Source organism: Roseateles sp. (assembly GCF_965229315.1).
Classification (GTDB): Bacteria; Pseudomonadota; Gammaproteobacteria; order Burkholderiales; family Burkholderiaceae_C; genus Pelomonas.
Window position 1 is genome coordinate 3,393,081 of the sequence record NZ_CBDDJA010000002.1, and the last position, 21,476, is coordinate 3,414,556.

19 protein-coding genes are annotated in these 21,476 nt (G+C 70.3%); 3 read left to right on the top strand and 16 right to left on the bottom strand.

Annotated features, from left to right (window positions below; genetic code table 11):
* Position 1: 1 nt before the first annotated feature.
* The gene (locus ACO07H_RS20580; protein WP_422017609.1) at positions 2–565 is read right to left on the bottom strand and encodes a TetR family transcriptional regulator; all 564 of its coding nucleotides are present in this window, start codon (positions 563–565) and stop codon (positions 2–4) included.
* A gap of 124 nt (positions 566–689) precedes the next feature.
* Here ACO07H_RS20580 and ACO07H_RS20585 point away from each other — a divergent pair, with 124 nt between their 5' ends.
* The 3 genes from ACO07H_RS20585 to ACO07H_RS20595 are packed head-to-tail and all read left to right on the top strand — an operon-like array spanning position 690 to position 3,409.
* A complete protein-coding gene (locus ACO07H_RS20585; protein WP_422017611.1) occupies positions 690–1,385 on the top strand; it encodes an SDR family oxidoreductase in 696 nt (231 codons plus the stop codon).
* A 15-nt stretch (positions 1,386–1,400) separates the two neighbouring features.
* On the top strand, positions 1,401–2,207 hold the full coding sequence (locus tag ACO07H_RS20590) for an alpha/beta fold hydrolase (protein WP_422017613.1): 807 nt from the start codon (positions 1,401–1,403) through the stop codon (positions 2,205–2,207).
* On the top strand, positions 2,204–3,409 hold the full coding sequence (locus ACO07H_RS20595) for a Bcr/CflA family efflux MFS transporter (protein ID WP_422017615.1): 1,206 nt from the start codon (positions 2,204–2,206) through the stop codon (positions 3,407–3,409). Before ACO07H_RS20590 ends, ACO07H_RS20595 begins: the two co-directional genes overlap by 4 nt.
* A 94-nt stretch (positions 3,410–3,503) precedes the next feature.
* On the opposite strand, the gene ftsZ is transcribed toward ACO07H_RS20595, so the two are convergent.
* The 15 genes from ftsZ to mraZ all read right to left on the bottom strand — a co-directional run bounded on the left by ftsZ (position 3,504) and on the right by mraZ (position 21,353).
* Positions 3,504–4,742 carry a cell division protein FtsZ gene (ftsZ, locus tag ACO07H_RS20600; RefSeq protein ID WP_422017617.1) on the bottom strand — a complete coding sequence of 413 codons (1,239 nt, stop codon included), beginning with the start codon at positions 4,740–4,742 and terminating at the stop codon, positions 3,504–3,506.
* 93 nt (positions 4,743–4,835) lie between these two features.
* A complete protein-coding gene (ftsA, locus tag ACO07H_RS20605) occupies positions 4,836–6,065 on the bottom strand; it encodes a cell division protein FtsA (RefSeq protein WP_422017619.1) in 1,230 nt (409 codons plus the stop codon).
* Between the two features lie 8 nt (positions 6,066–6,073).
* Complete coding sequence (locus ACO07H_RS20610) at positions 6,074–6,895, bottom strand: cell division protein FtsQ/DivIB (protein ID WP_422017621.1); 822 nt, start codon at positions 6,893–6,895, stop codon at positions 6,074–6,076.
* A gap of 150 nt (positions 6,896–7,045) precedes the next feature.
* Positions 7,046–8,020 carry a D-alanine--D-alanine ligase gene (locus tag ACO07H_RS20615; protein WP_422017623.1) on the bottom strand — a complete coding sequence of 325 codons (975 nt, stop codon included), beginning with the start codon at positions 8,018–8,020 and terminating at the stop codon, positions 7,046–7,048.
* On the bottom strand, positions 8,017–9,408 hold the full coding sequence (murC, locus tag ACO07H_RS20620) for a UDP-N-acetylmuramate--L-alanine ligase (RefSeq protein WP_422017625.1): 1,392 nt from the start codon (positions 9,406–9,408) through the stop codon (positions 8,017–8,019). Before murC ends, ACO07H_RS20615 begins: the two co-directional genes overlap by 4 nt.
* Positions 9,409–9,514: 106 nt before the next feature.
* Positions 9,515–10,588, bottom strand: coding sequence for an undecaprenyldiphospho-muramoylpentapeptide beta-N-acetylglucosaminyltransferase (murG, locus tag ACO07H_RS20625; RefSeq protein ID WP_422017627.1), 1,074 nt, complete (start codon positions 10,586–10,588; stop codon positions 9,515–9,517).
* A gap of 324 nt (positions 10,589–10,912) precedes the next feature.
* Entirely contained in the window at positions 10,913–12,154 is a 1,242-nt protein-coding gene (ftsW, locus tag ACO07H_RS20630) for a putative lipid II flippase FtsW (protein ID WP_422017629.1), read from the bottom strand.
* Positions 12,155–12,162: 8 nt separating this feature from the next.
* The gene (murD, locus tag ACO07H_RS20635; protein ID WP_422017631.1) at positions 12,163–13,863 is read right to left on the bottom strand and encodes a UDP-N-acetylmuramoyl-L-alanine--D-glutamate ligase; all 1,701 of its coding nucleotides are present in this window, start codon (positions 13,861–13,863) and stop codon (positions 12,163–12,165) included.
* A 4-nt stretch (positions 13,864–13,867) separates the two neighbouring features.
* Complete coding sequence (mraY, locus tag ACO07H_RS20640; protein ID WP_422017633.1) at positions 13,868–15,046, bottom strand: phospho-N-acetylmuramoyl-pentapeptide-transferase; 1,179 nt, start codon at positions 15,044–15,046, stop codon at positions 13,868–13,870.
* The gene (locus tag ACO07H_RS20645; protein WP_422017635.1) at positions 15,036–16,412 is read right to left on the bottom strand and encodes a UDP-N-acetylmuramoyl-tripeptide--D-alanyl-D-alanine ligase; all 1,377 of its coding nucleotides are present in this window, start codon (positions 16,410–16,412) and stop codon (positions 15,036–15,038) included. The genes mraY and ACO07H_RS20645 overlap by 11 nt, the downstream gene beginning before the upstream one ends.
* A gap of 8 nt (positions 16,413–16,420) precedes the next feature.
* On the bottom strand, positions 16,421–17,887 hold the full coding sequence (locus ACO07H_RS20650) for a UDP-N-acetylmuramoyl-L-alanyl-D-glutamate--2,6-diaminopimelate ligase (protein ID WP_422017637.1): 1,467 nt from the start codon (positions 17,885–17,887) through the stop codon (positions 16,421–16,423).
* Positions 17,887–19,674 carry a peptidoglycan D,D-transpeptidase FtsI family protein gene (locus ACO07H_RS20655; protein WP_422017639.1) on the bottom strand — a complete coding sequence of 596 codons (1,788 nt, stop codon included), beginning with the start codon at positions 19,672–19,674 and terminating at the stop codon, positions 17,887–17,889. Before ACO07H_RS20655 ends, ACO07H_RS20650 begins: the two co-directional genes overlap by 1 nt.
* Positions 19,671–19,934, bottom strand: coding sequence for a cell division protein FtsL (ftsL, locus tag ACO07H_RS20660; protein ID WP_422017641.1), 264 nt, complete (start codon positions 19,932–19,934; stop codon positions 19,671–19,673). The genes ACO07H_RS20655 and ftsL overlap by 4 nt, the downstream gene beginning before the upstream one ends.
* Positions 19,935–19,941: 7 nt before the next feature.
* On the bottom strand, positions 19,942–20,901 hold the full coding sequence (gene rsmH / locus ACO07H_RS20665) for a 16S rRNA (cytosine(1402)-N(4))-methyltransferase RsmH (RefSeq protein ID WP_422017643.1): 960 nt from the start codon (positions 20,899–20,901) through the stop codon (positions 19,942–19,944).
* Between the two features lie 11 nt (positions 20,902–20,912).
* The gene (mraZ, locus tag ACO07H_RS20670) at positions 20,913–21,353 is read right to left on the bottom strand and encodes a division/cell wall cluster transcriptional repressor MraZ (RefSeq protein WP_422017645.1); all 441 of its coding nucleotides are present in this window, start codon (positions 21,351–21,353) and stop codon (positions 20,913–20,915) included.
* Positions 21,354–21,476: the final 123 nt, after the last annotated feature.

Genomic DNA, 21,476 nt, shown 5'->3' on the forward strand with positions numbered 1-21,476 from the left:
GTCACCCGGTGCCGGCCAGCACAGCGTCGATGGCCGCCTCGCGCAGCTCGCGCGACTGGCCTTCATCGGCCACCGCGCGCGCCAGCAGCAGCGCGCCCACCAGCGTCGCCACGCGCGCCAGCGCCTGCGTGCGGCGCTCGGCGTCTGTGGTGCCAGGCATCAGCGCCTGCAGCGCCGTCACGAAGTTCTCGACGCCCTCGCCGAAGACGGCCTGCATCGCCTCGCCGCCGCGCGCGGCGTCCGCGGCCAGCGCCGTCAGGCCGCAGCCGTCGCCCACGCGCAGGCAGTGCGCGTCCGACAGGTAGGTCCTGACCCAGGACGCCAGCCCCTTGTCGGCCATCCTGCGGCGCTGCGCCACGTTGCCCGCCAGCGCGCGCCGGGCGGCTTGCGCGACCAGGTCCTCCTTGGACTCGAAGTGCCCGTAGAAGCCGCCACGCGTCAGCCCGGCGGCCTGCATCAGCTCGTTCAGGCCCACGCCGTCCACGCCGCGCTCACGGAACAGCTGCGCCGCGCTGTCGAGGATGCGTTCGCGGTTCTGTTCGGCCTGGGCGCGGGTGACCTTCATGGCGGTCTCCTGAGTTCTGAGAGGGTTTTGCCGGTAAAGGCTTGACGCATTTTAGATGTTGATCGACATTTATATCAATCATGTCAACCGACATGAATAAATCCAGCCTCGACAAGGACCCGCCATGCAGCTCAAGAACGCCGTCGTCTTCATCACCGGCGCCAACCGCGGCCTCGGCCGCGCCTTCGCGCAGGCCGCGCTGGCGGCCGGCGCCGCCAAGGTCTATGCCGCGGCACGCGACGCGGCCAGCGTGGACCTGCCCGGCGTCGTGCCCGTCACGCTGGACGTGACCGACGCCGCCCAGATCGCCGCGGCCACCGCGCAGTGCGGCGACGTGACGCTGCTGATCAACAACGCCGGCATCTCCCAGTCCGCCGGCTCGCTGGCCACAGGCGCCATCGACGTGGCCCGCCGCCACCTGGAGACCAACGTGTTCGGCCTGTGGTCGCTGACCCAGGCGTTCGCGCCGGTGCTCCAGGCCAACGGCGGCGGCGCGGTGCTGAACGTGCTGTCCGTGCTCAGTTGGGTGACGCTGCCCGGCTCGGCGCCCTACAGCGTCAGCAAGGCCGCCGCCTGGGCGCTGAGCAACGGCCTGCGCGCGGAGCTGCGCAGCCAAGGCACGCAGGTGACCAGCCTGCACGTGGGCTACATGGACACCGACATGACGCGCGGCCTGGACGCGCCCAAGTCCGCCCCGGCCGACGTCGCCCGCCTGGCGCTGGCGCAGCTGGAAACCGGCGCCTTCGAGGTGCTGGCCGATGACATCAGCCGCCAGGTCAAGCAGAGCCTGTCGGGCGCCACGCCGGCCTACGCCGGCTGACACCGGGAGACCGCCATGATCGACGCCCCTGCCCTCGCTGCCCATGCCGACGGCCACATGGCCGCCGCCCGGCATGCGTTCTCCGCGCCCGAGCGCGTGCCGCTGAGCGCCGCCGAGCGCACCGCGCTGGCCGGCGCGGCCGAGCCGCCGCTGCGCCATGAAGGCCTGAAGCTCGCGCGCTGGACGCTGGGCCGCGGGCCGCGCGTGGTGCTGGTGCATGGCTGGAACAGCCGCGGCGCCCACCTGCTGGGCTTCGCGCCGGCCCTGCTCGCGGCCGGCTTCTCGGTGACGCTGTTCGACCTGCCCGGCCATGGCGATTCCACCGGCCATGCGGCCAGCGTCGTGCATGCCGGCCGCGCGCTGCGCTCCTTGGCGGCGGACATCGGCCCCGTGCACGCCGTCATCGGCCACTCGATGGGCTCGGCGGCCGCGTTGTGGGCGTTCGCGCACGGGCTGCAGGTCCAGCGCAGCGTGCACCTCGCGGGGCCGTCGTCGCTGACGCCCATGGTGCGGGGCCTGGCGCGCGCGCACGGCCTGGCGCCGGCCGAGGCCGCCGCATTCGCCGGCTGGGTGGAGGGCTTCATCGGCTCGCCCATCGGCTGCGTGGACCTGGAGCGACTGCGGCACGGCCTGCGTCACACCGGCCTCATCGTCCACGACCCCGAGGACCGCACGGTGCCGGTCGCGGCCTCCGAGGCCTTGCACGCGGCCTGGCCAGACTCGCGCTTCGAGCGCGTGGCGGGCCTGGGGCACCGCCGTGTGCTGGGCGATGCCGACGTCATCGCGCGCAGCGTCGCCTTCGTCGCCGAAGGCCGCGCGTGAGCGCCGGCGTGCCGCGCCGCTGGCTGCTGACGCTGGCCGCGCTGTCGGCGCTGGCGACGCTGTCCAGCAACATCCTGCTGCCCTCGCTGCCGGCGATGGCGAGCGAGCTGAAGGCCGGTGACGCCGGCGTGACGGCCGTGCTCAGCCTGTTCCTCGCCGTGTTCGCGGGTTCCCAGTTGATCGTCGGGCCGCTGTCGGACCGCATCGGCCGGCGGCCCGTCGTGCTGGGCGGGCTGGCCGCCTTCATCGCCGGCACGCTGCTGTGCGCCACCGCGCCCGACCTGGGCCTGCTGCTGGGCGGCCGCGCCGTGCAGGCCGCCGGCGTGGCGGCCGCCTCCGTGCTGGCCCGCGCCGCAGCGCGCGACCGGTTCGAGGGCCCGCAGCTCGCCGGGCTGCTCGGCAGCATCATGGTCGTCATGGCGGCGGCGCCCGGGTTCTCGCCGCTGCTGGGCGGCCTCGTGCAGCAGGCCTTCGGCTGGCGCGCCGTCTTCGGCGTGCTGCTCGTCGCCAGCGTGGCGGTGGGCCTGGCCTATGTGCGCATCGTCGGCGAGACGCTGCCGCCGTCGCTGCGGCGGCGGCAGCCGGTCGGCGCGGTGGCCCTGGGCTATGTGGCGCTGGCGCGGGACGGCCGCTTCGTGCGCCCGGCGCTGGCCGTGGCGGCCATCATGGGCGCGCTGTTCGCGTTCTTCGCCGCGACGCCCGTCGTGCTGAGCCGGGACTTCGGGCTCGGCGCCTTGCAGGTGGGCAGCTTCTTCGCGGCGACGGTGTTCGTCGTGTTCGCCGCAGGGCGGCTCGCGCCGCGCTGGGCCCAGCGGCTGGGTTCGGCGGCCGTGCTGCGCCGGGCCGTGTGGCTGGCCGCGCTGGGCGGGGTGCTGATGCTGGCAGCGGGCACGTTGGGCCTGCGCCTGGGCCTGGCAGGCTTCGCGGTGCCCGCCTGCGTCTTCCTGCTCGGCATGGGCCTGGCGATGCCGGTGGGCACCGCCGCCGCGCTGACGCCGTTTGCGGCCCAGGCCGGCCAGGCCTCGGCGCTGCTGGGCTTCCTGCAGATGGCCGCAGCGGCCGTGGGCACCGGCGTCGTGGCGGCGCTGCCGATGCCGCGCGCGACGGCGCTGGCGGCCGTCATGCTGGCCGCCGCGGTGGTCGCAGCGTTCAGCCTGGGGCGCGCGGCGCGGGCATCGGCCATCGCATCAGCGGCACGCTGAGCGCAAAAGGACAAGGGCTCGCCCGCCTTCGCGGTGCGAGCCCTTGCGGCTTGCATCCCTGCCGTCACGCGCCCGTCGACGCGTGCTGCGGAACTCAGTCGGCCTGCTTGCGCAGGAAGGCCGGGATCTCGATCTCGTCCATGCCGTTGGACGACAGCGCTTCCACCTTGGCGGCGGCGCTGCCCGAACGGCCGTGGCGCCACACGCTGGGCACGTTGGCATTGGCGAAATCACCCAGGCCCAGGCCCACACCGCCGGTCTGCGGCGCATTCGGCGTGGCCATGGCGACGGCATTGGTCAGCACGGGCATGCCGTCCGTGCCGTTGCGCACCACCGTCTGGGTCTGCACGACCTGCAGCGGCGCCTGCTGGCGGGCACGGCCCGCCGTCAGGCCAGTGGCGATGACGGTCACGCGCAGCGCGTCGCCCAGGCTCTCGTCGTAGGCGGTGCCGAAGATGACATGCGCCTCGTCCGACGCATAACGCTTGATGGCGTTCATCGCGTTGCGCGACTCGCTCAGCTTGAAATTGCCGCGGCCGGCGGCGATCAGCACCAGCACGCCGCGCGCGCCGGACAGGTCGATGCCCTCCAGCAGCGGGCAGGCGACGGCGGCTTCGGCGGCCTTGGCGGCGCGGTCCGGGCCGGTGGCCTGGGCCGTGCCCATCATGGCCTTGCCGGGCTCGCTCATCACGGTCTTGACGTCTTCGAAGTCGACGTTGACCAGGCCCGGGATGTGAATGATGTCCGAAATGCCGCCAACGGCGTTCTTCAGCACGTCATTGGCGTGCGCGAAGGCCTGATCCTGTGTCACGTCGTCGCCCAGCACATCGAGCAGCTTGTCGTTCAGCACGACGATCAGCGAGTCGACGTTGGCTTCCAGTTCGGCCAGGCCGGTATCGGCGGCCTTGGCGCGGCGGCCGCCTTCGAATTCGAAGGGTTTGGTGACGACGCCGACCGTCAGGATGCCCATTTCCTTGGCGACGCGGGCAATCACCGGCGCGGCACCCGTGCCGGTACCGCCGCCCATGCCGGCCGTGATGAACAACATATTGGCGCCCGCGATGGACTCGCGAATGCGGGCTTCCGCCTCTTCTGCGGCGGCCCGGCCCATTTCGGGTTTGGCGCCGGCGCCGAGGCCGGTCGAGCCGAGTTGCAGCAATTGATCGGCCTTGGAGCGATTCAGTGCCTGCGCGTCGGTATTCGCGCAGATGAATTCAACCCCTTGAACGCCCTGGGCGATCATGTGGTCCACGGCATTGCCGCCGCCACCACCGACCCCGATCACCTTGATTTGGGTGCCTTGGTCAAACTCTTCGATCATCTCGATGGGCATATCAAACCTCCTACTGCAATTGTGCCTCGGGCACATAAAGAATGACTAGTACTGAAACAACTTTTTTGCGATTTGTCGCAATCGATCTAGGGGTCAGAAACTTCCCATGAACCAATCCTTGACCCGGCCGAGCAGGGTTTGCACCGAGCCCGCCTGCTGCGCCGCCTTGAAACCCCGGGTGCGCGACAGCCGGGCTTCTTCGAGCAGGCCCATGACGGTGGCGGATCGCGGGTTGGCCACCATGTCGAAAAGGGCGCCGGAATAGGTGGGCAGGCCGCGCCGGACAGGTTTCAGAAAAATATCCTCGGCGAGTTCCACCATCCCCGGCATGACGGCCGATCCACCGGTCAACACGATGCCGGAGGACAGCAATTCCTCATACCCGCTCTCGCGGATGACCTGGTGCACGAGGGAAAAGATTTCCTCGACGCGCGGCTCGATGACGCCCGCGAGCGCCTGCTTGGACAGCATCCTGGGACTGCGGTCGCCCAGGCCCGGCACCTCCACCTGGTCGGACGGGTCGGCCAGCAGCTGCTTGGCGACGCCATATTCGACCTTGATTTCCTCGGCGTCCTTGGTCGGCGTGCGCAGCGCCATCGCGATGTCGCTGGTGATCAGGTCGCCGGCAATCGGGATGACGGCGGTATGGCGGATGGAGCCGCCGGTGAATATCGCCACGTCGGTGGTACCCGCGCCGATATCCACCAGCGCAACCCCCAGGTCACGTTCATCGGCGGTCAACGCGGCATGGCTGGACGCGCTGGGGTTCAAAACCAGCTGATCGACCTCCAAACCACAGCGGCGCACGCATTTGACGATGTTTTCCGCGGCACTCTGCGCGCCGGTGACGATATGGACCTTGACCTCCAGGCGGCCGCCGCTCATGCCGATGGGCTCTTTCACCTCGTGGCCGTCGATGACGAACTCCTGCGGCTCGACCAGCAGCAGGCGCTGATCGTTGGGAATATTGATGGCCTTGGCGGTTTCCACCACCCGGGTCACGTCCACCGGCGTGACCTCCTTGTCGCGCACGATGACCATGCCGGTGGAGTTCTGGCCGCGGATATGGCTGCCGGTGATCCCCGTGTAAACCCTGGATATTTTGCAGTCGGCCATCATTTCGGCCTCTTTCAAGGCCTGCTGGATGGACTGCACCGTCGCATCGATATTGACGACGACACCGCGCTTCAAGCCATGCGACGGCGCCACGCCCAATCCGGCGATGCGCAAATCCCCGCCCGGCAAAACCTCGGCCACGACGGCCATGATCTTGGCGGTGCCGATATCCAAACCGACGACCAAATCCTTGTATTCCTTGGCCATGTCCGTCCTCAACGTTTTCTATTTACGGGTTTACCCGGAGTTTGTATCGTCACGCCGCGCAGCCTGACGGCGTAACCATCGGCGTGGCGCAGGTCGGCCGACAGCAGCGGGCTGTGGTATTGCGCGGTGACCTGCGTGATGGAGCGCGCGAACTCCCCGAAGCGGGCACCGACCTCGGCCTCGCTGCCGCGGCCCAGCTCGATGACGGCGCCGCTGGCCAAGGTCGCGCGCCAGGAGCCGCGGCCCGACAGGTCCAGCCGTTCGATGCTTTCACCCAGGCGTTCGGCGGCCGGGGCGAGCGCGCGCCACATCTGCAGCATGACGCCGGCCGTGTGCGCCGGGCCGGCCAGCGTCGGCAGGTCTTCGTCTTCCACGTCACCCAGATTGGCCTGGAAGACTTCGCCGAAGGTGTTGACCAGCCCGCGCTCCATGGCGGATTCGGTGGCGGCATCCGCGCCATCAGCCCGCGCTTCCCAGTAGGCCGCCGCGCGGTGCTCTTCCAGGTTCACCCTGAGCGTCATCGGCCAGACGCGCTGCAGTTGCGCGTGCCGCACCCAGGGCACGGCCTCGAACGCCGCGCGGCCTTCCTTCAGGTTCAGGCTGAGGAAGGAGCCCTGCAGCCGCGGCAGCGCATTCGCCCGCAGCGACGCCGTGCCGTTGCGGGTGACATCGCCCTCGACCTGGATGGCGCGCAGGTTGAATGCCGGCAGGCGCACCACCCAGCGCATCACGCCCCACACCGCCATGGCCAGCAACGCAGCGACGAGCAGCGCCGACACCGCATTCATCAGGCGGATGTCGGCAGGCAGCGCGGCGGTGGCGGCATTCATGCGTGCCCCTCGTCCGGCGAGTACGCCGGCCGGTCCCCCGCGGGGACGGCGATGCAAGCGGCGTCGAGCCGCATGCACATCGCCTGACGGGCCGGCTTGGGAGCGGCCCGACGCTCGGCCCGCTTGAATGCGTTGGAATGACTCATCGGTTCAGCGGCGGTCCAGCCTCGCCTGACTGAGCAACCACAGGCACAGCTGCGGGTAGTCGATGCCCACCGCCTTGGCTGCCTTGGGCACCAGCGAATGCGAGGTCATGCCCGGGCTGGTGTTCATCTCCAGCAGGAAGGGCTTCATGTCGCTCTTGCGCAGCATCAGGTCGGCGCGGCCCCAGCCGCGGCAGCCCAGCAGGCGATAGGCCTTCAGCACGATCTGCGCGATCTCGGCTTCCAGTGCGGCGGGCAGCGAGCCGAAGACGTACTGCGTCGTGTCGGTCTCGTACTTGTTGGCGAAGTCGTAGTTGCCGGCCTCGGCGCGGATCTCGATCAGCGGCAGCGCGATGGCGCCCTCGCCTTCGCCCAGCACGGCGCAGGTCAGCTCGGGGCCTTCGATGCACTGCTCGAACAGCAGTTCGTCGTCGAAGCCCAGCGCCAGCTCGACCGCGCCCTGCATGTCCGAGTAGCCCATCGCCTTGGTGATGCCGATGCTGGAGCCTTCGTGCGGCGGCTTCACGACGACCGGCAGGCCCAGCTCATCGGGGATGGTGCGCACGCGTTCGCGCGTCAGCTCGGCGCGCGCCAGCGCCAGGTACTGCGGCGTCGGCAGGGCATCAACGGCCCACAGCCGCTTGGTCATGGTCTTGTCCATCGCGACGCCGGAGGCCGTCACGCCGGAGCCGGTGTAGGGCACACCCAGCCATTCCAGCGCGCCCTGCAGCGTGCCGTCCTCCCCGCCGCGGCCGTGCAGCGCGATGAAGGCGCGGTCGAAGCCGTCGTCCTTGAGCGCCTGCAGCGGCCGGTCGGCGGGGTCGAAGGCATGGGCGTCCACGCCGACGGCCCGCAGCGCATCCAGCACACCGTGGCCGCTCATCAGCGACACGGGCCGCTCGGCGCTGGTGCCGCCGAACAGCACGGCGACCTTGCCGAGGGACTGGGCGTCGATGTTCAGATCGATCGGCGACGAGCTCATGCCGATGCTCCTTGAGAGAAATGTTGAGCCACGCGGCCCGGCAGGCTGCTCATGGAGCCGGCGCCCATGCCGATGACGACGTCGCCGTCGCGCGTCAGCGCCGCCAGCGCCGCTGGCATGTCGGCCACGCTGGCGACGAAGTGGGGCGTGCCGACGGCCTCGGCCAGCACCGCGCCGGTCGCGCCGGCGATGGGCGCTTCGCCGGCCGCATACACCTCGGTCAGCAGCACGACGTCGGCGCGCTGCATGACCTGCACGAAGTCGGCGAAGCAGTCGCGCGTACGGGTGTAGCGGTGCGGCTGGAAGGCCAGCACCAGGCGGCGGCCCGGGTAGGCGCCGCGCGCCGCGGCGAGCACCGCGGCCATCTCCACCGGGTGGTGGCCGTAGTCATCGACCAGCTCGAAGCGGCCACCGTCGGCGGCCGGCCATTCGCCATGCTTCTCGAAGCGGCGGCCCACGCCGGAAAAGTTCGCGAGCGCCTTCAGGATGTCCGCGTCCGCGCAGTCCAGTTCGGTCGCGATGGCGATGGCGGCCAGCGCGTTGCGCACGTTGTGCTCGCCGGCCAGGTTGAGCAGCACGTCCAGGTCCGCCGCGCCTTCTCGCTGGCAGGTGAAGCGCATCTGCGCGCCGGCCAGTGGCTGCACGTCGACGGCACGCACGCTGACGCCGGCCGACAGGCCGTAGGTCACCACCGGGCGCTCGATGCGTCCGAGGACCGACTGCACGCCGGCATCGTCCGCGCACAGCACGGCCGCACCGTAGAACGGCATGCGATGCAGGAACTCGACGAAGGCCGCGTGCAGCTTCTCCACCGAATGGCCGTAGGTGTCCATGTGGTCTTCGTCGATGTTGGTGACGACGGCCAGCACGGGGCTGAGCTTCAGGAAGGACGCATCGCTCTCGTCGGCCTCGACGACGATGAACTCACCCTGACCCAGCCGCGAATTGGCGCCGGCCGCGTTCAGCTTGCCGCCGATGACGAAAGTCGGGTCCAGGCCTGCCTCGACCAGGATGGCCGTGACCAGCGACGTGGTCGTCGTCTTGCCGTGCGTGCCGGCGATGGCGATGCCCCGGCGCAGCCGCATCAGCTCGGCCAGCATGACGGCGCGCGGCACGATGGGGACCTGGCGCGCACGCGCGGCGACGACCTCGGGGTTGTCGGCCGCGACCGCCGTGCTGGTGACCAGCGCCTGCGCATCGCCGATGTGCGGCGCCGAATGGCCGATCTCCACGCGCAGGCCCAGCCCGCGCAGCCGCTCGGTCGTCGCACTCTCGACCGCGTCCGACCCGCTGACCGTGAAGCCCAGGTTGTGCAGGATCTCGGCGATGCCGCTCATGCCGGCGCCGCCGATGCCGACGAAGTGCAGTCGCTGTACGGCGTGCTTCATGTCAGCCCCTCGCCCGGCGAGTACGCCGGGCGATCCCCCGAGGGGATGCGAGCCGGCTCGGGAGCGGCCCAGCGCTCGGCCCGCCATGCACTACGGCCTTCGCGGTTCATTTCAGCATCCCCTCGATCTCGTCGGCCACGCGGGCTGCAGCGCGCGGCCGTGCCAGGCCGCGGGCCTTCTCGCCCATGGCCAGCAGCGCCGCGCGGTCCAGGCCGCTCAGCAGCTCGTGCAGCTTCGCGGGCGTCAGCTCGCCCTGCGGCAGGTGGATGGCCGCGCCGTGCTGGGTCATGAAGATGGCGTTGTCGCGCTGATGCGAGGTGGTGCTGACGACCAGCGGCACCAGCACCGCAGCGCAGCCGGCCGCGCACAGCTCACTCACGGTGATGGCGCCAGCACGGCAGACGACCACGTCGGCCCACGCGAACGCGGCGGCCATGTCGTCGATGAAGGGGCGCACCTCGGCGGGCAGGCCGGCATCCGTGTAGGCCTGCCAGACGGCGCCCAGGTGATCCTGGCCGGACTGGTGCAACACCTGCGGGCGCTGGTCTCCGGGCCACAGCGCCAGCGCTTCGGGCAGCGCCTGGTTCAGCGCACGCGCACCCAGCGAGCCGCCCAGCACCAGCACGCGCAGCGGACCCGTGCGGTCGGCGAAGCGCTCGGCCGGCGCCGGCAGCGCCTCGATCTCCGCGCGCACCGGGTTGCCGCTGACGACCGCGCCGCGCGTGGAGGCGGCGGCGGCGCCATCGAAGCCGAACGCGATGCGGCGCGCAAAAGGCTTGAGCGCGAGGTTGCTCTTCAGCATCGCGGCATCGGCATTGACCAGCATCAGCGGGCGGCCGCTGGCCGCCGCCGCCAGCCCGGCCGGCACGCAGACGTAGCCGCCCATGCCCAGCACCGCCGTGGCGCGGCGCGCGGCATACACGCGGCGCGCCTGGCCGAACGCCTTGAAGAAGCCGGCAATGCCGCGCAGCGTGTGCTTGAGCCCCTTGCCGCGCAGGCCGGCGAACGGCAGCGCGTCCAGCTCGATGCCACGCGCCGGCACCAGGCGGTTCTCCATGCCGTGCGGCGTGCCGATCCAGGACACCGTCCAGCCGCGACGCTGCATCTCTTCAGCGACCGCGAGGCCGGGAATGACGTGGCCGCCGGTGCCGGCGGCCATGACGACCAAGTGCCGGGTCATGTCAGCCCCTCGTCCAACGAGTACGTTGACCGATCCCCCGAGGGGATGCGGGCCGGCTTGGCGAACTGGAGTCGGACACAAGCAGTCCCTGCGGACTGCTTGTGCCTACGACAGGCCAGGGGCCTCTGGTCCCTGGCAGCCCGGCGCTCGGCCCGCCATGCACTACGGCCTTCACGAGTCATGACCTGCCTCCGCGCATCATCTGGCGGTTCTGGTGCCTGCCGGTCGCTTGCGCTCCCTTCACATGGCGATGCCATGTGAGCAGGCCCCAAACAGGCAAACCGCCCGCTGCGCGGGCTACAGCCATCGTCATGACGACGGCCTTCATGCGCGGCCTCCGCGCATGAGTTGCCTGTTTTCCAGGTCGATGCGCAGGACGACGGCCAGCGCCACGCAGTTCATCAGGATGGCCGAGCCGCCGAAGCTCATCAGCGGCAGCGTCAGCCCCTTGGTCGGCAGCGCGCCCAGGTTCACGCCCATGTTGATGAAGGCCTGACCGCCCATCCAGATGCCGATGCCCTGCGCATACAGGCCCGCGAACACGCGGTCCAGCGCGATGGCCTGGCGGCCGATCAGGAAGCAGCGGCGCGTCAGCCAGAAGAACGCGATGATGACCAAGGCGACCCCCACGAAGCCCAGCTCCTCGCCGATGACGGCGAGCAGGAAGTCGGTGTGCGCCTCGGGCAGGTAGTGCAGCTTCTCGACGCTGCTGCCCAGGCCCTGGCCGAACCACTCGCCGCGGCCGAAGGCGATCAGGCTGTGCGTGAGCTGGTAGGCCTTGCCCTGCGCGTACTTCTCGTCCCAGGGGTTGAGGTAGGCAAAGATGCGCTCGCGGCGGAAGTCGCTGAGCGTGATCATCAGCGAGAACGCGCCCACCAGCACCAGCGTGATCAGCAGGAACATGCGGCCGTTGACGCCGCCCAGGAACAGCACGCCCATCGCGATGGCGGCGATGACCATGAAGGCGCCCATGTCCGGCTCGGCCAGCAGCAGCAGGCCCACGAAGGCCAGCGAGATCGCCATCGGCGTGACGGCCTGGAAGAAGTTCTCCCGGGCATCCATCTTGCGCATCATGTAGTTGGCCGCGTACAGCGCGATGCCGAACTTGGCCAGCTCCGAGGGCTGGAAGTTCATGACGCCCAGCGGAATCCAGCGCCGCGCGCCGTAGACCACCTTGCCGATGCCGGGCACCAGCACGGCCACCAGCAGCACCAGCGACGCGACGAACAGCCACGGCGCCCAGCGCTCCCAGATGGCGACCGGGATCTGCACCGTGATGAGCCCGGCGATCAGGCCGAAGGCGATGGCCACCATGTGCCGCGTCAGGAAATGCGTGGGCAGGTACTTGGAGAAGCGCGGGTTGTCGGGCAGCGCGATGGAGGCCGAATAGACCATCAGCAGGCCCACGGCCATCAGCGACAGCACGACCCACACCATCGTGATGTCGAAGCCCTGCAGCTGCGTGGGCCGGCCGGCGGACGTGGACACCCAGTCGCGCACCGGCACGCTGGCATCTTCGGCGTCGCGCTTCCACAGCGACTGCAGCCTGGCGCGGACATCAGTCAACACGGCGGTCACAGCGCCACCCCGCGCTCATCGGCCAGCTGCTGCACCTGCGCGACGAAGACCTCGGCGCGGTGGGCGTAGTTCTTGAACATGTCCAGGCTGGCGCAGGCCGGGCTCAGCAGCACGCTGTCGCCGGATTGCGCCTGCTGCAGGCACCAGGCGGTGGCGGCCTCCAACGTGTCGTGGTGCTGCAGCGGCACGCCGGTGTTCGCCAGCGCCGCCTCGATCTGCGGTGCGTCGCGGCCGATCAGCGCGACGGCGCGGGCGTGGCGGGCGACGCCGTCCGCCAGCGACGCGAAGTCCTGGCCCTTGCCGTCGCCGCCAAGGATGAGCACCAGCTTGGCCGGCGCGCGGTCCTCCCCCAGTCCGGAGATGGCCGCGACCGTGGCGCCGACGTTGGTGCCCTTGCTGTCGTCGAAGAACTCGACGCCGGCTATGGTGCCGATGGGCTCCACGCGGTGTGGCTCGCCGCGGTAGTCTCGCAGCGCGTGCAGCATGGGCGCCAGCTCGCAGCCGGCAGCGCAGGCCAGGGCCAGCGCGGCCAGGCCGTTGGCGGCGTTGTGGCGGCCGCGCACGCGCAGCGCGTCGGCGGGCATCAGGCGCTGAATGACCAGCGGCTCGTCGTCATCGCCCTTGCGCTTTTTGATCGTCGGGTCCAGCTCACGGGCGCGCACCAGCCAGGCCAGGCCGCCTTCTTCGACCAGGCCGAAATCGCCCGGCGCTTGGGGTGCGTTCAGGCCGAAGCGCACGACGTGGCGCGACACCGTGCGACCCGGCTTGCCGCGGCTGCCTTTCACGAACACGGAGGCCGGCACGAGGCTTTCGACCTCTGGGTCATCGCGGTTCACGACGATGACCGACTCGCGGCCGAAGATGCGCGCCTTGGCGCGGCCGTAGGCGGCCATGTCGCCGTGCCAGTCGAGGTGGTCCTGCGTCAGGTTCAGCACGGCGCCGGCGGTGGGCTCGAATCCAACGACGCCATCGAGCTGGAAGCTGGACAGCTCCAGCACCCAGACCTCGGGCAGCGTCTCGAACACCTGGCCGCGCGGCAGCGGCGGGGCAATCGGCAGCGATTGCAGCGGCGCTTCTTCGTCGGGCAGCTCCGCTGCCTGGCCGTCCGCAGCAGTTGGGTCGGCCTCGACGCGCGCATCCTCTCTCTCTTCAGGCACGACCTCGGCCGGCGTTGCCACCGGCGCCGGATCGGGCTCCTTCGCGAGCGCGTCGGTCAGCGTGCCCAGCAGCGTCGGGCCGATGTTGCCGGCGATGGCCACGCGCTTGCCCGCGCGCTCGACCAGCAGGCCGGTCATGCAGGTGGTCGTCGTCTTGCCGTTGGTGCCGGTGATGGCCAGCACCGCGGGCGCATAGCCATGCTGGGCCTTCAGCGCCGCGAGCGCGTCGGCGAACAGGTCCAGCTCGCCGCGCACGGCGGGGCCCTGCGCGTAGACGACCGCGAGGCGCGCATCCAGCGGTGACAGGCCCGGGCTTTTCAGCACCGCGTTGAAGCCGGCCACCGTCTCGGCCGTCAGTTCGCCCGTGATGAAGGTGGCCGCATCGCCCAGCGCCGTCAGTTGCGGCGGCTGCGTACGCGAATCCCACACCGTGACCCGCGCACCGAAGCGCGCGCACCAGCGGGCCATCGCGAGACCGGAGTCCCCGAGGCCCAGCACGAGCACGCGCTGTTGGGCAAGTTGCGGCAGGTCCAGATTCATGCGGTCACCGGAGCTTCAAGCTCGCCAGGCCGACCAGGCACAGCAGCATCGTGATGATCCAGAAGCGGATGACGACCTGCGTCTCGTTCCAGCCGCTCTTCTCGAAGTGGTGGTGCAGCGGCGCCATCTTGAAGATGCGCCGGCCCTCGCCGAAACGCTTCTTCGTGAACTTGAACCAGCTCACCTGCAGCATCACGCTGAGCACTTCGGCCACGAAGATGCCGCCCATGATGCCCAGCACGATCTCCTGGCGCGTGATGACGGCCAGCGTCCCCAGGCCACCGCCCAGCGCCAGCGCGCCGACGTCGCCCATGAACACCTGCGCCGGGTGCGCGTTGAACCACAGGAAGGCCAGGCCCGCGCCGGCCATCGCCGCGCAGAAGATCAGCAGCTCGCCGGCACCCGGGATGTAGGGCAGCAGCAGGTAGCGCGAGAACACCGACGAGCCGGTCAGGTAGGCGAACAGGCCCAGCGCCGAGCCGACCAGCACGACGGGCATGATGGCCAGGCCGTCCAGGCCGTCGGTGAAGTTGACCGCGTTGCTGGTGCCGACGATGACGAAGTAGCTCAGGCCCACGAAACCCCACACGCCCAGCGGCATGCTGATGGTCTTGAAGAACGGGATCAGCAGGTCGGCCTTGGGCGGCAGCTCGGTCGAGAAGCCGCTGGACACCCAGCGGAAGAACAGCTGCACGACGCCCAGGAAGGACGTCTCCGACACGCTGAACGCGAGGTACAGCGCGGCCACCAGGCCGATCAGCGACTGCCAGAAGAACTTCTCACGGCTCCTCATGCCCTCGGGGTTCTTGTCGACGACCTTGCGCCAGTCGTCCACCCAGCCGACGGCGCCGAAGCCCATCGTGACCAGCATGACGACCCAGACGAAGCGGTTGCTCCAGTCGAACCACAGCAGCGTGGACACGCCGATGCCGATCAGGATCAGCACGCCGCCCATCGTCGGCGTGCCGCTCTTGGCCAGGTGCTGCTGCACGCCGTAGGCGCGGATGGGCTGGCCGATCTTCATGGCGGTCAGGCTGCGGATGACCCAGGGGCCGAAGGCCAGGCCGATCAGCAGCGCCGTCATCGCGGCCATCACGGCGCGGAAGGTGATGTACTGGAACAGGCGCAGGAAGCCCAGGTCGGGGTACAGGCCCTGCAGCCATTGGGCGAGGCTAAGCAGCATGCGCGCCTCCGGTGTTGTTCTGGAGTGCAGCGACCACTTGTTCCATCTTCATGAAGCGCGAGCCCTTGACCAGGGTCTGGGCCGCGTCGGGTTGTTCTTGCAAGGCCGCGATGAGCGCGGCCGTGTCGTCGAAGGCGCGGGCACCGGCGCCATAGGCCAGCGCCGCGTCGCGGGCGGCGTGGCCGGCCGTCCAGAGATGCGCGATGCCGCGCTCGGCGGCATAGGCCCCCACTTCGCGGTGGAAGGCCGGGCCGTCGTGGCCCACCTCGCCCATGTCGCCCAGCAGCAGCCAGCTGTCGCCGGGCATGCCGGCCAGCACGTCGATGGCGGCGCGCACGCTGTCGGGGTTGGCGTTGTAGCTGTCGTCGATGAGCAGCCGGCCGCGTGCGTCGCGCTTCAGCTCGGAGCGGCCCTTGACGGCGCGGAAGGCTTCCAGGCCCTGGCCGATGGCTGTCAGCGGCGCGCCTGCGGCCAGTGCGCAGGCCGCGGCGGCCAGCGCATTGCGCACGTTGTGCTCGCCGGCCATGTGCAGCGCCACCGGCACGCCGCCGGCCGGGGTGTGAATCTCCAGCGCCCAGTGCGAACCCATCCAGCTCGCGTCACCCGTCACGTCGGCCTCACCACGCAGCGCGAAGCTCAGGTGCGGGCGCGATCCCGCCAGCTCCAGCCAGATCGGCGCGCAAGCGTCCTCGGCGGGGAACACGGCGCAGCCGCTTGCACCCAAGGCCTCGATGACCGCGCCGTTCTCCCGGGCCACGGCCTCGACCGTCGCCATGAATTCCTGGTGCTCCCGCTGCGCGTTGTTGACCAGTGCCGCCGTGGGTTGCGTCATCGCGGCGAGCGGCGCGATCTCGCCGGGGTGGTTCATGCCCAGCTCGACGACGGCCACGCGGTGGCTGAGCTCGTCGTCGTGGCGCAGGCGCAGCAGCGTCAGCGGCACGCCGATGTCGTTGTTGTAGTTGCCTTCGGTCGCCAAGGCGCCGTCGCCGACCCAGGCGCGCAGGATGCTGGCGATCATCTGCGTCGTCGTCGTCTTGCCGTTGGAACCGGTGACGGCGATGACGGGCAGGTGCTGCTGGCGGCGCCAGGCGGCGGCGAGCTGGCCGAGCGCGGCCTTGGCGTCGGGCACGAGCAAGCCCGGCAGGCCGGCCTCCAGCAGGCCGCGCTCGGCCAGTGCGGCGACGGCACCCGAGGCCTTGGCTTCGCTGAGGAAATCGTTGGCATCGAAGCGCTCGCCGCGGATCGCCACGAACAGATCGCCGGCCTGCAGCGTGCGCGTGTCGCTGTGCACGCGGGCGAAGCGCGTCGCGGCGTCGCCGACCAGCGTCGAGCCCGGCAGCAGCGCCTGCGCTTCGGCGAGCGACATGAACAGGCTCACAGGCCGGACCTTTCCAGCAGCGCCGCGCGCGCTTCGGCCACATCGGAGAAGGGGCGGCGCACGCCCATCACCTCCTGGTAGTCCTCGTGGCCCTTGCCGGCGATCAGCACGATGTCGCGGCTGCCGGCTTCGGCGATGGCGGCGCGGATGGCTTCCTCGCGGGCCTCGATGATCCGTGCCGCGGGCGCGGCCACGGCGATGTCGGACAGGATCTGCGCGGGCGCTTCGGTGCGCGGGTTGTCGGTGGTGACGACGACGCGGCCCGCCAGCCGTGCGGCAATGGCGCCCATCTGCGGGCGCTTGCCGCGGTCGCGGTCACCGCCGCAGCCGAACACGCAGACCAGTTCGCCACCGCGCGCCGTCGCCAGTGCTTGCAGCGCGGACAAGGCCTTGTCCAGCGCGTCGGGCGTGTGCGCGTAGTCGACGACGACCTGGGGCAGCTCGCGGCCGTTGCCCACCCGCTGCATGCGGCCCGGGACGGGCGTCACGCGGCCGAGCGCGCGGGCCACATCGGCCAGCGCATGCCCCTGGGCGCGCAAGGCGCCCGCCACGCCCAGCAGGTTGGCGGCGTTGTAGTCACCGATCAGGCCGGTCTGCACCGCCACCGCCTCGCTGCTCTCGTGCAGCGTGAACGCCAGGCCCTCGCCGGTGTAGTGCAGGCCGCGGACCGTCAGGCGGGCGTCGGCATGCTCAATGCCGGTCGTCCAGACGTCCAGGCCGGTCAGTTCGGCGGCAAGCGCCGCCCCCTTGGGATCGTCCAGGTTCACGACCGCGGCGCGCAGCCCGGGGAAGCTGAACAGTGCGCGCTTGGCCGCCCAGTAGGCGTCCATCGTGCCGTGGTAGTCCAGGTGGTCCTGCGTGAAGTTGGTGAACACGGCGACGCGGACCGCGCTGCCGGCCAGGCGGCCTTCGTTGAGGCCGATGCTGGACGCCTCGATGGCGCAGGCCGAGAAGGCCTGGTCACGCATGCGGGCGAAGGCGGCCTGCAGCAGCACGGGGTCGGGCGTGGTCAGGCCGTTGTAGTCCAGCTTGGGCGGCTCGCCGATGCCCAGCGTGCCGACGACGCCACAGCGCTTGCCCAGCTGGGCCGAAGCCTGCGCGATCCACCAGGCCGACGAGGTCTTGCCGTTGGTGCCGGTGACGGCGATGACGTCCAGCGTGTCGGTGGGCCGGTCGAAGAAGGCCGCGGCGATCTCGCCGGTGCGGGCCTTCAGCCCCGGCAGCGACGCGACGCGCGCATCCTTGAGCCCGAAGCGCTCGACATCGGCCTCTTCCACCAGGCAGGTGGCAGCGCCGGCCGCCAGCGCGGCGGTGACGAACTCGCGGCCATCGCGCGCATAGCCCGGCCAAGCGATGAACGCGTCGCCGCGCTGCACCTGGCGGCTGTCGGTGCGCAGCGTGCCGGTGCACCATTCGGTGAGCCAGCGGGCGGCCGCTTCGGGGGACTTGAGGCGGGTCAACATCAGAAGCTTTCCTCGGTGGCGACGGCCTTCTGGTTGGCGACGATCTGGCTCTTCACGTCCAGGTCGGGCGGCACGCCCAGCAGGCGCAGCGTCTGCGCGGTGACCTGGCTGAACACCGGGCCGGCGACCTTGCCGCCGTAATAGACGCCCGCGGTGGGCTCGTCGACCATGACGGCCACAACGATGCGCGGCTTGCTGATGGGCGCGATGCCGACGAACCATGAGCGGTACTTGTGGCTGGCATAGCCGCGGCCTTCCTGCTTGTGCGCGGTGCCGCTCTTGCCGCCGACGCTGTAGCCGGGCACCTGCGCGTCGGGCGCGGTGCCGCCGGGGCCGGCGGCGGCCTGCAGCATCAGCCGCAGGTCTTCGGTGACCTTGGGGCTGAACACGCGGATGCCGGGCACGGGATGGTCGTGCGGCTGGCGCAGCATGCTGACGGGAATGATCTCGCCGTCGCGCGCGAACACCGTGTAGGCGCGGGCCAGCTGGAACAGCGACGCCGACAGGCCGTAGCCGTAGCTCATCGTCGCCTGCTCGATGGGCCGCCAGGTCTTGTAGGGGCGCAGCTTGCCGCTGATTGCGCCGGGGAAGCTGATCTGCGGCCGCTGGCCCAGGCCGATGGCCGTGAACATCTCGTGCATCTCGCGCGGCTGCATCTGCATTGCGAGCTTGGTGGCGCCGATGTTGCTGGAGAACTTGATGACCTCGCGCACCGGGATCACGCCGTGCGCCTTGGTGTCGCTGATGACGGCGCCCTGGAAGGCGTACTTGCCGTTGCCGGTGTCCACCAGGGATTCGGGCGTCGTGCGGCCGGTTTCCATCGACAGGCCGGCAATGAAGGGCTTCATCGTCGAGCCGGGTTCGAACACGTCGGTCAGCGCGCGGTTGCGCAGTTGCTCGCCCGAGAGGTTCTGGCGGTTGCTGGGGTCGTAGCTCGGGAAGTTGGCCAGCGCCAGCACCTCGCCGCTCTGCGCGTCCAGCACGACGACCGAGCCGGCCTTGGCCTTGTTCTCGGCCACCGCATCGCGGATGCGCTGGTAGGCGAAGAACTGCACCTTGGAGTCGACGGCCAGGTCGATGTCGTGGCCGTTGGCGGCGGGCACGATGTCGCCGATGTCCTCCACCACGCGGCCCAGCCGGTCGCGCACGACGGAGCGCGAACCGTCGCGGCCCTGCAGCTCCTTCTGGAAGGCCAGCTCGATGCCCTCCTGGCCCTTGTCCTCGACATTGGTGAAGCCGACGACATGCGCGGCGGCCTCGCCCTCCGGGTACTTGCGGCGGTACTCGCGGTCCTGGAACACGCCCTTCAGACCGATGGCCTTGACCTTGGCGGCCACGTCGTCGTCGGCCAAACGCTTGAGCCAGACGAAGCGCGCCTCGGGGTTGAGCTTGCCGTCCAGGTCCTTGCTCGACAGGCCTAGCGCCTTGGCCAGCTCGCGGCGCTTGGCCGGGTCAGCGTCCACTTCCTTCGGGATGGCCCAGATCGACGGCACGGCGACGCTGGCCGCCAGCGTCTGCCCGCTGCGGTCGTTGATGCGGCCGCGGCTGGCCGGCAACTCCAGCGTGTGCGCGTAGCGTGCCTCGCCCTGCTTCTGGAAGAAGTCGGTGTTCAGCACCTGCACGTAGACGGCCCGCCCGAGCAGGCCCGCGAAGGCCAGCCCCACCAGCGCCACTAGGAAGCGCGAACGCCATGGCGGCGTCTTGGACGCGAGCAGCGGGCTGGTGGAGTAGCTGACGCCGCGGCCGGACCCCAGCGGGCGCGCGCCGGATTTGTTGGACTTCGTCATGGGTTCACTCCCGAGGCGACGACGGCCGGCGAGATGACGCGCATGCCCAGCCGCTCGCGCGCCACCTGCTCCACACGCAGGTTGGTGGCCTGCGCATGGCGCTCGGCCTTCAGCCGCTCGGCGTCGGCTGCCAGGCGCTGGCCTTCGGCGCGGGCACGGTCCAGCTCGGTGAACAGCCGGCGCGACTCGTAGGCGCTGTGCACCAGCACCACGCCGCTGGCGAGCACGGCGAGGATGAGCAGCAGGTTGAGCTTGGCCACGGCGGTGTCAGCCCCGGCGCGAATGCAGCGGCGCCAGCGGTGCGTCGGTGCGCTCGGCCACGCGCAGCACGGCAGAGCGGGAGCGCGGGTTGGCCGCCACCTCGGCATCGCTGGGCTTCACGCGGCCCAGCGCGTGCAGCGCCAGCGCCGGCGGCGGTGCGAACGGCGCGCGTCGGTCCACCTCGGCCTTGCTGTGCGCGGCGATGAACTGCTTCACGCGCCGGTCTTCCAGCGAGTGGAAGCTGATGACGCTGAGCCGCCCGCCCGGCGCCAGCAGCCGCAGCGCCGCGCTCAGCCCTTGCTCAAGCTCCTCAAGCTCTCGATTGACATGAATCCGAAGGGCTTGAAAGGTACGCGTGGCCGGGTCCTGCCCGGGTTCGCGGGTCTTGACCGTGCGAGCCAGGAGTTCGCGCAGCTCGTCGGTGCGCGTGAGCGGCGTACCGGTTTCGCGGCGAGCAACAACCGCCTTTGCAATCTGTGAAGCAAACCGTTCTTCGCCATAGTCTTTGATGACCCGTGCAATCTCGCGCTCGTCAGCCTGCGCGAGGAAATCGGCGGCACTCTCGCCGCGCGTCGTGTCCATGCGCATGTCCAGCGGCCCCTCGAAGCGAAAGCTGAAGCCGCGCGCCGGGTTGTCGATCTGCGGGCTGGACACGCCCAGGTCCAGCAGCACACCATCCACCTGATGGACACCGAGCGCCGCCAGTTGATCCGCCATGTCGGCAAAGCCGCTGTGGACGATGGAAAAGCGCGGGTCGGCGATGGTGGCCGCCGCAGCAATGGCCTCCGGATCCCGGTCGATGGCGATGAGGCGGCCCTGCGGCCCCAGCCGCGCCAGCAGCGCGCGCGAGTGGCCGCCGCGGCCGAAGGTGCCGTCCACGTAGATGCCGTCCGGGCGCGCCAGCACGCCGTCCACCGCCTCGTCCAGCAGCACGGTGGTGTGGCGGAACGTGGCGTTGTCGTCCATCCCGGCGCCCATCAGAAGCTGAAGTCCTGCAGCGCGTCGGGCAGCGGGCCGGCCATCACCTGGGCCTCGTGGGCGGCGTGGGCCTTCTTGTCCCACAGCTCGAAGTGGCTGCCCATGCCCAGCAGCACCACCTCCTTGTCCAGCCCGGCGCTTTCGCGCAACTCGGGCGAGATCAGCACGCGCGCGGCCGAATCGATCTCCAGGTCCATCGCGTTGCCAAGGAACACGCGCTTCCAGCCGGCGGCCGACATCGGCAGCTGCGCCACCTTGTCGCGAAAGCCCACCCAGGTCGGCCGCGGAAACAGCATCAGGCAGCCTTCGGGATGCTTGGTGATGGTCAGCCGCCCTTCACAGAGCGCCTGCAGCACCTCCCGGTGGCGCGCGGGAACGGTCAGGCGGCCCTTGGCGTCAAGCGCCAAGTTGGAGGCTCCCTGAAAAACGATTTCCGACACTTTGACCCACCGAATGACACTTTGACCCACTGTAATTGCCAGACCCCCACCGGTCAAGGTTCGGTGCAGTTTCTTTCAATGAAATCAAGCACTTAGCTCACACTGCTGAAAAATACAGTGCAG

Coding starts and splice junctions, on each gene's coding strand:
- ACO07H_RS20580 (WP_422017609.1), bottom strand. CDS start 565: ATGAAGGTCACCCGCGCCCAGGCCGAACAGAACCGCGAACGCATCCTC.
- ACO07H_RS20585 (WP_422017611.1), top strand. CDS start 690: ATGCAGCTCAAGAACGCCGTCGTCTTCATCACCGGCGCCAACCGCGGC.
- ACO07H_RS20590 (WP_422017613.1), top strand. CDS start 1,401: ATGATCGACGCCCCTGCCCTCGCTGCCCATGCCGACGGCCACATGGCC.
- ftsZ (WP_422017617.1), bottom strand. CDS start 4,742: ATGCCCATCGAGATGATCGAAGAGTTTGACCAAGGCACCCAAATCAAG.
- ftsA (WP_422017619.1), bottom strand. CDS start 6,065: ATGGCCAAGGAATACAAGGATTTGGTCGTCGGTTTGGATATCGGCACC.
- ACO07H_RS20610 (WP_422017621.1), bottom strand. CDS start 6,895: ATGAATGCCGCCACCGCCGCGCTGCCTGCCGACATCCGCCTGATGAAT.
- ACO07H_RS20615 (WP_422017623.1), bottom strand. CDS start 8,020: ATGAGCTCGTCGCCGATCGATCTGAACATCGACGCCCAGTCCCTCGGC.
- murC (WP_422017625.1), bottom strand. CDS start 9,408: ATGAAGCACGCCGTACAGCGACTGCACTTCGTCGGCATCGGCGGCGCC.
- murG (WP_422017627.1), bottom strand. CDS start 10,588: ATGACCCGGCACTTGGTCGTCATGGCCGCCGGCACCGGCGGCCACGTC.
- murD (WP_422017631.1), bottom strand. CDS start 13,863: ATGAATCTGGACCTGCCGCAACTTGCCCAACAGCGCGTGCTCGTGCTG.
- mraY (WP_422017633.1), bottom strand. CDS start 15,046: ATGCTGCTTAGCCTCGCCCAATGGCTGCAGGGCCTGTACCCCGACCTG.
- ACO07H_RS20645 (WP_422017635.1), bottom strand. CDS start 16,412: ATGTCGCTCGCCGAAGCGCAGGCGCTGCTGCCGGGCTCGACGCTGGTC.
- ACO07H_RS20650 (WP_422017637.1), bottom strand. CDS start 17,887: ATGTTGACCCGCCTCAAGTCCCCCGAAGCGGCCGCCCGCTGGCTCACC.
- ACO07H_RS20655 (WP_422017639.1), bottom strand. CDS start 19,674: ATGACGAAGTCCAACAAATCCGGCGCGCGCCCGCTGGGGTCCGGCCGC.
- rsmH (WP_422017643.1), bottom strand. CDS start 20,901: ATGGACGACAACGCCACGTTCCGCCACACCACCGTGCTGCTGGACGAG.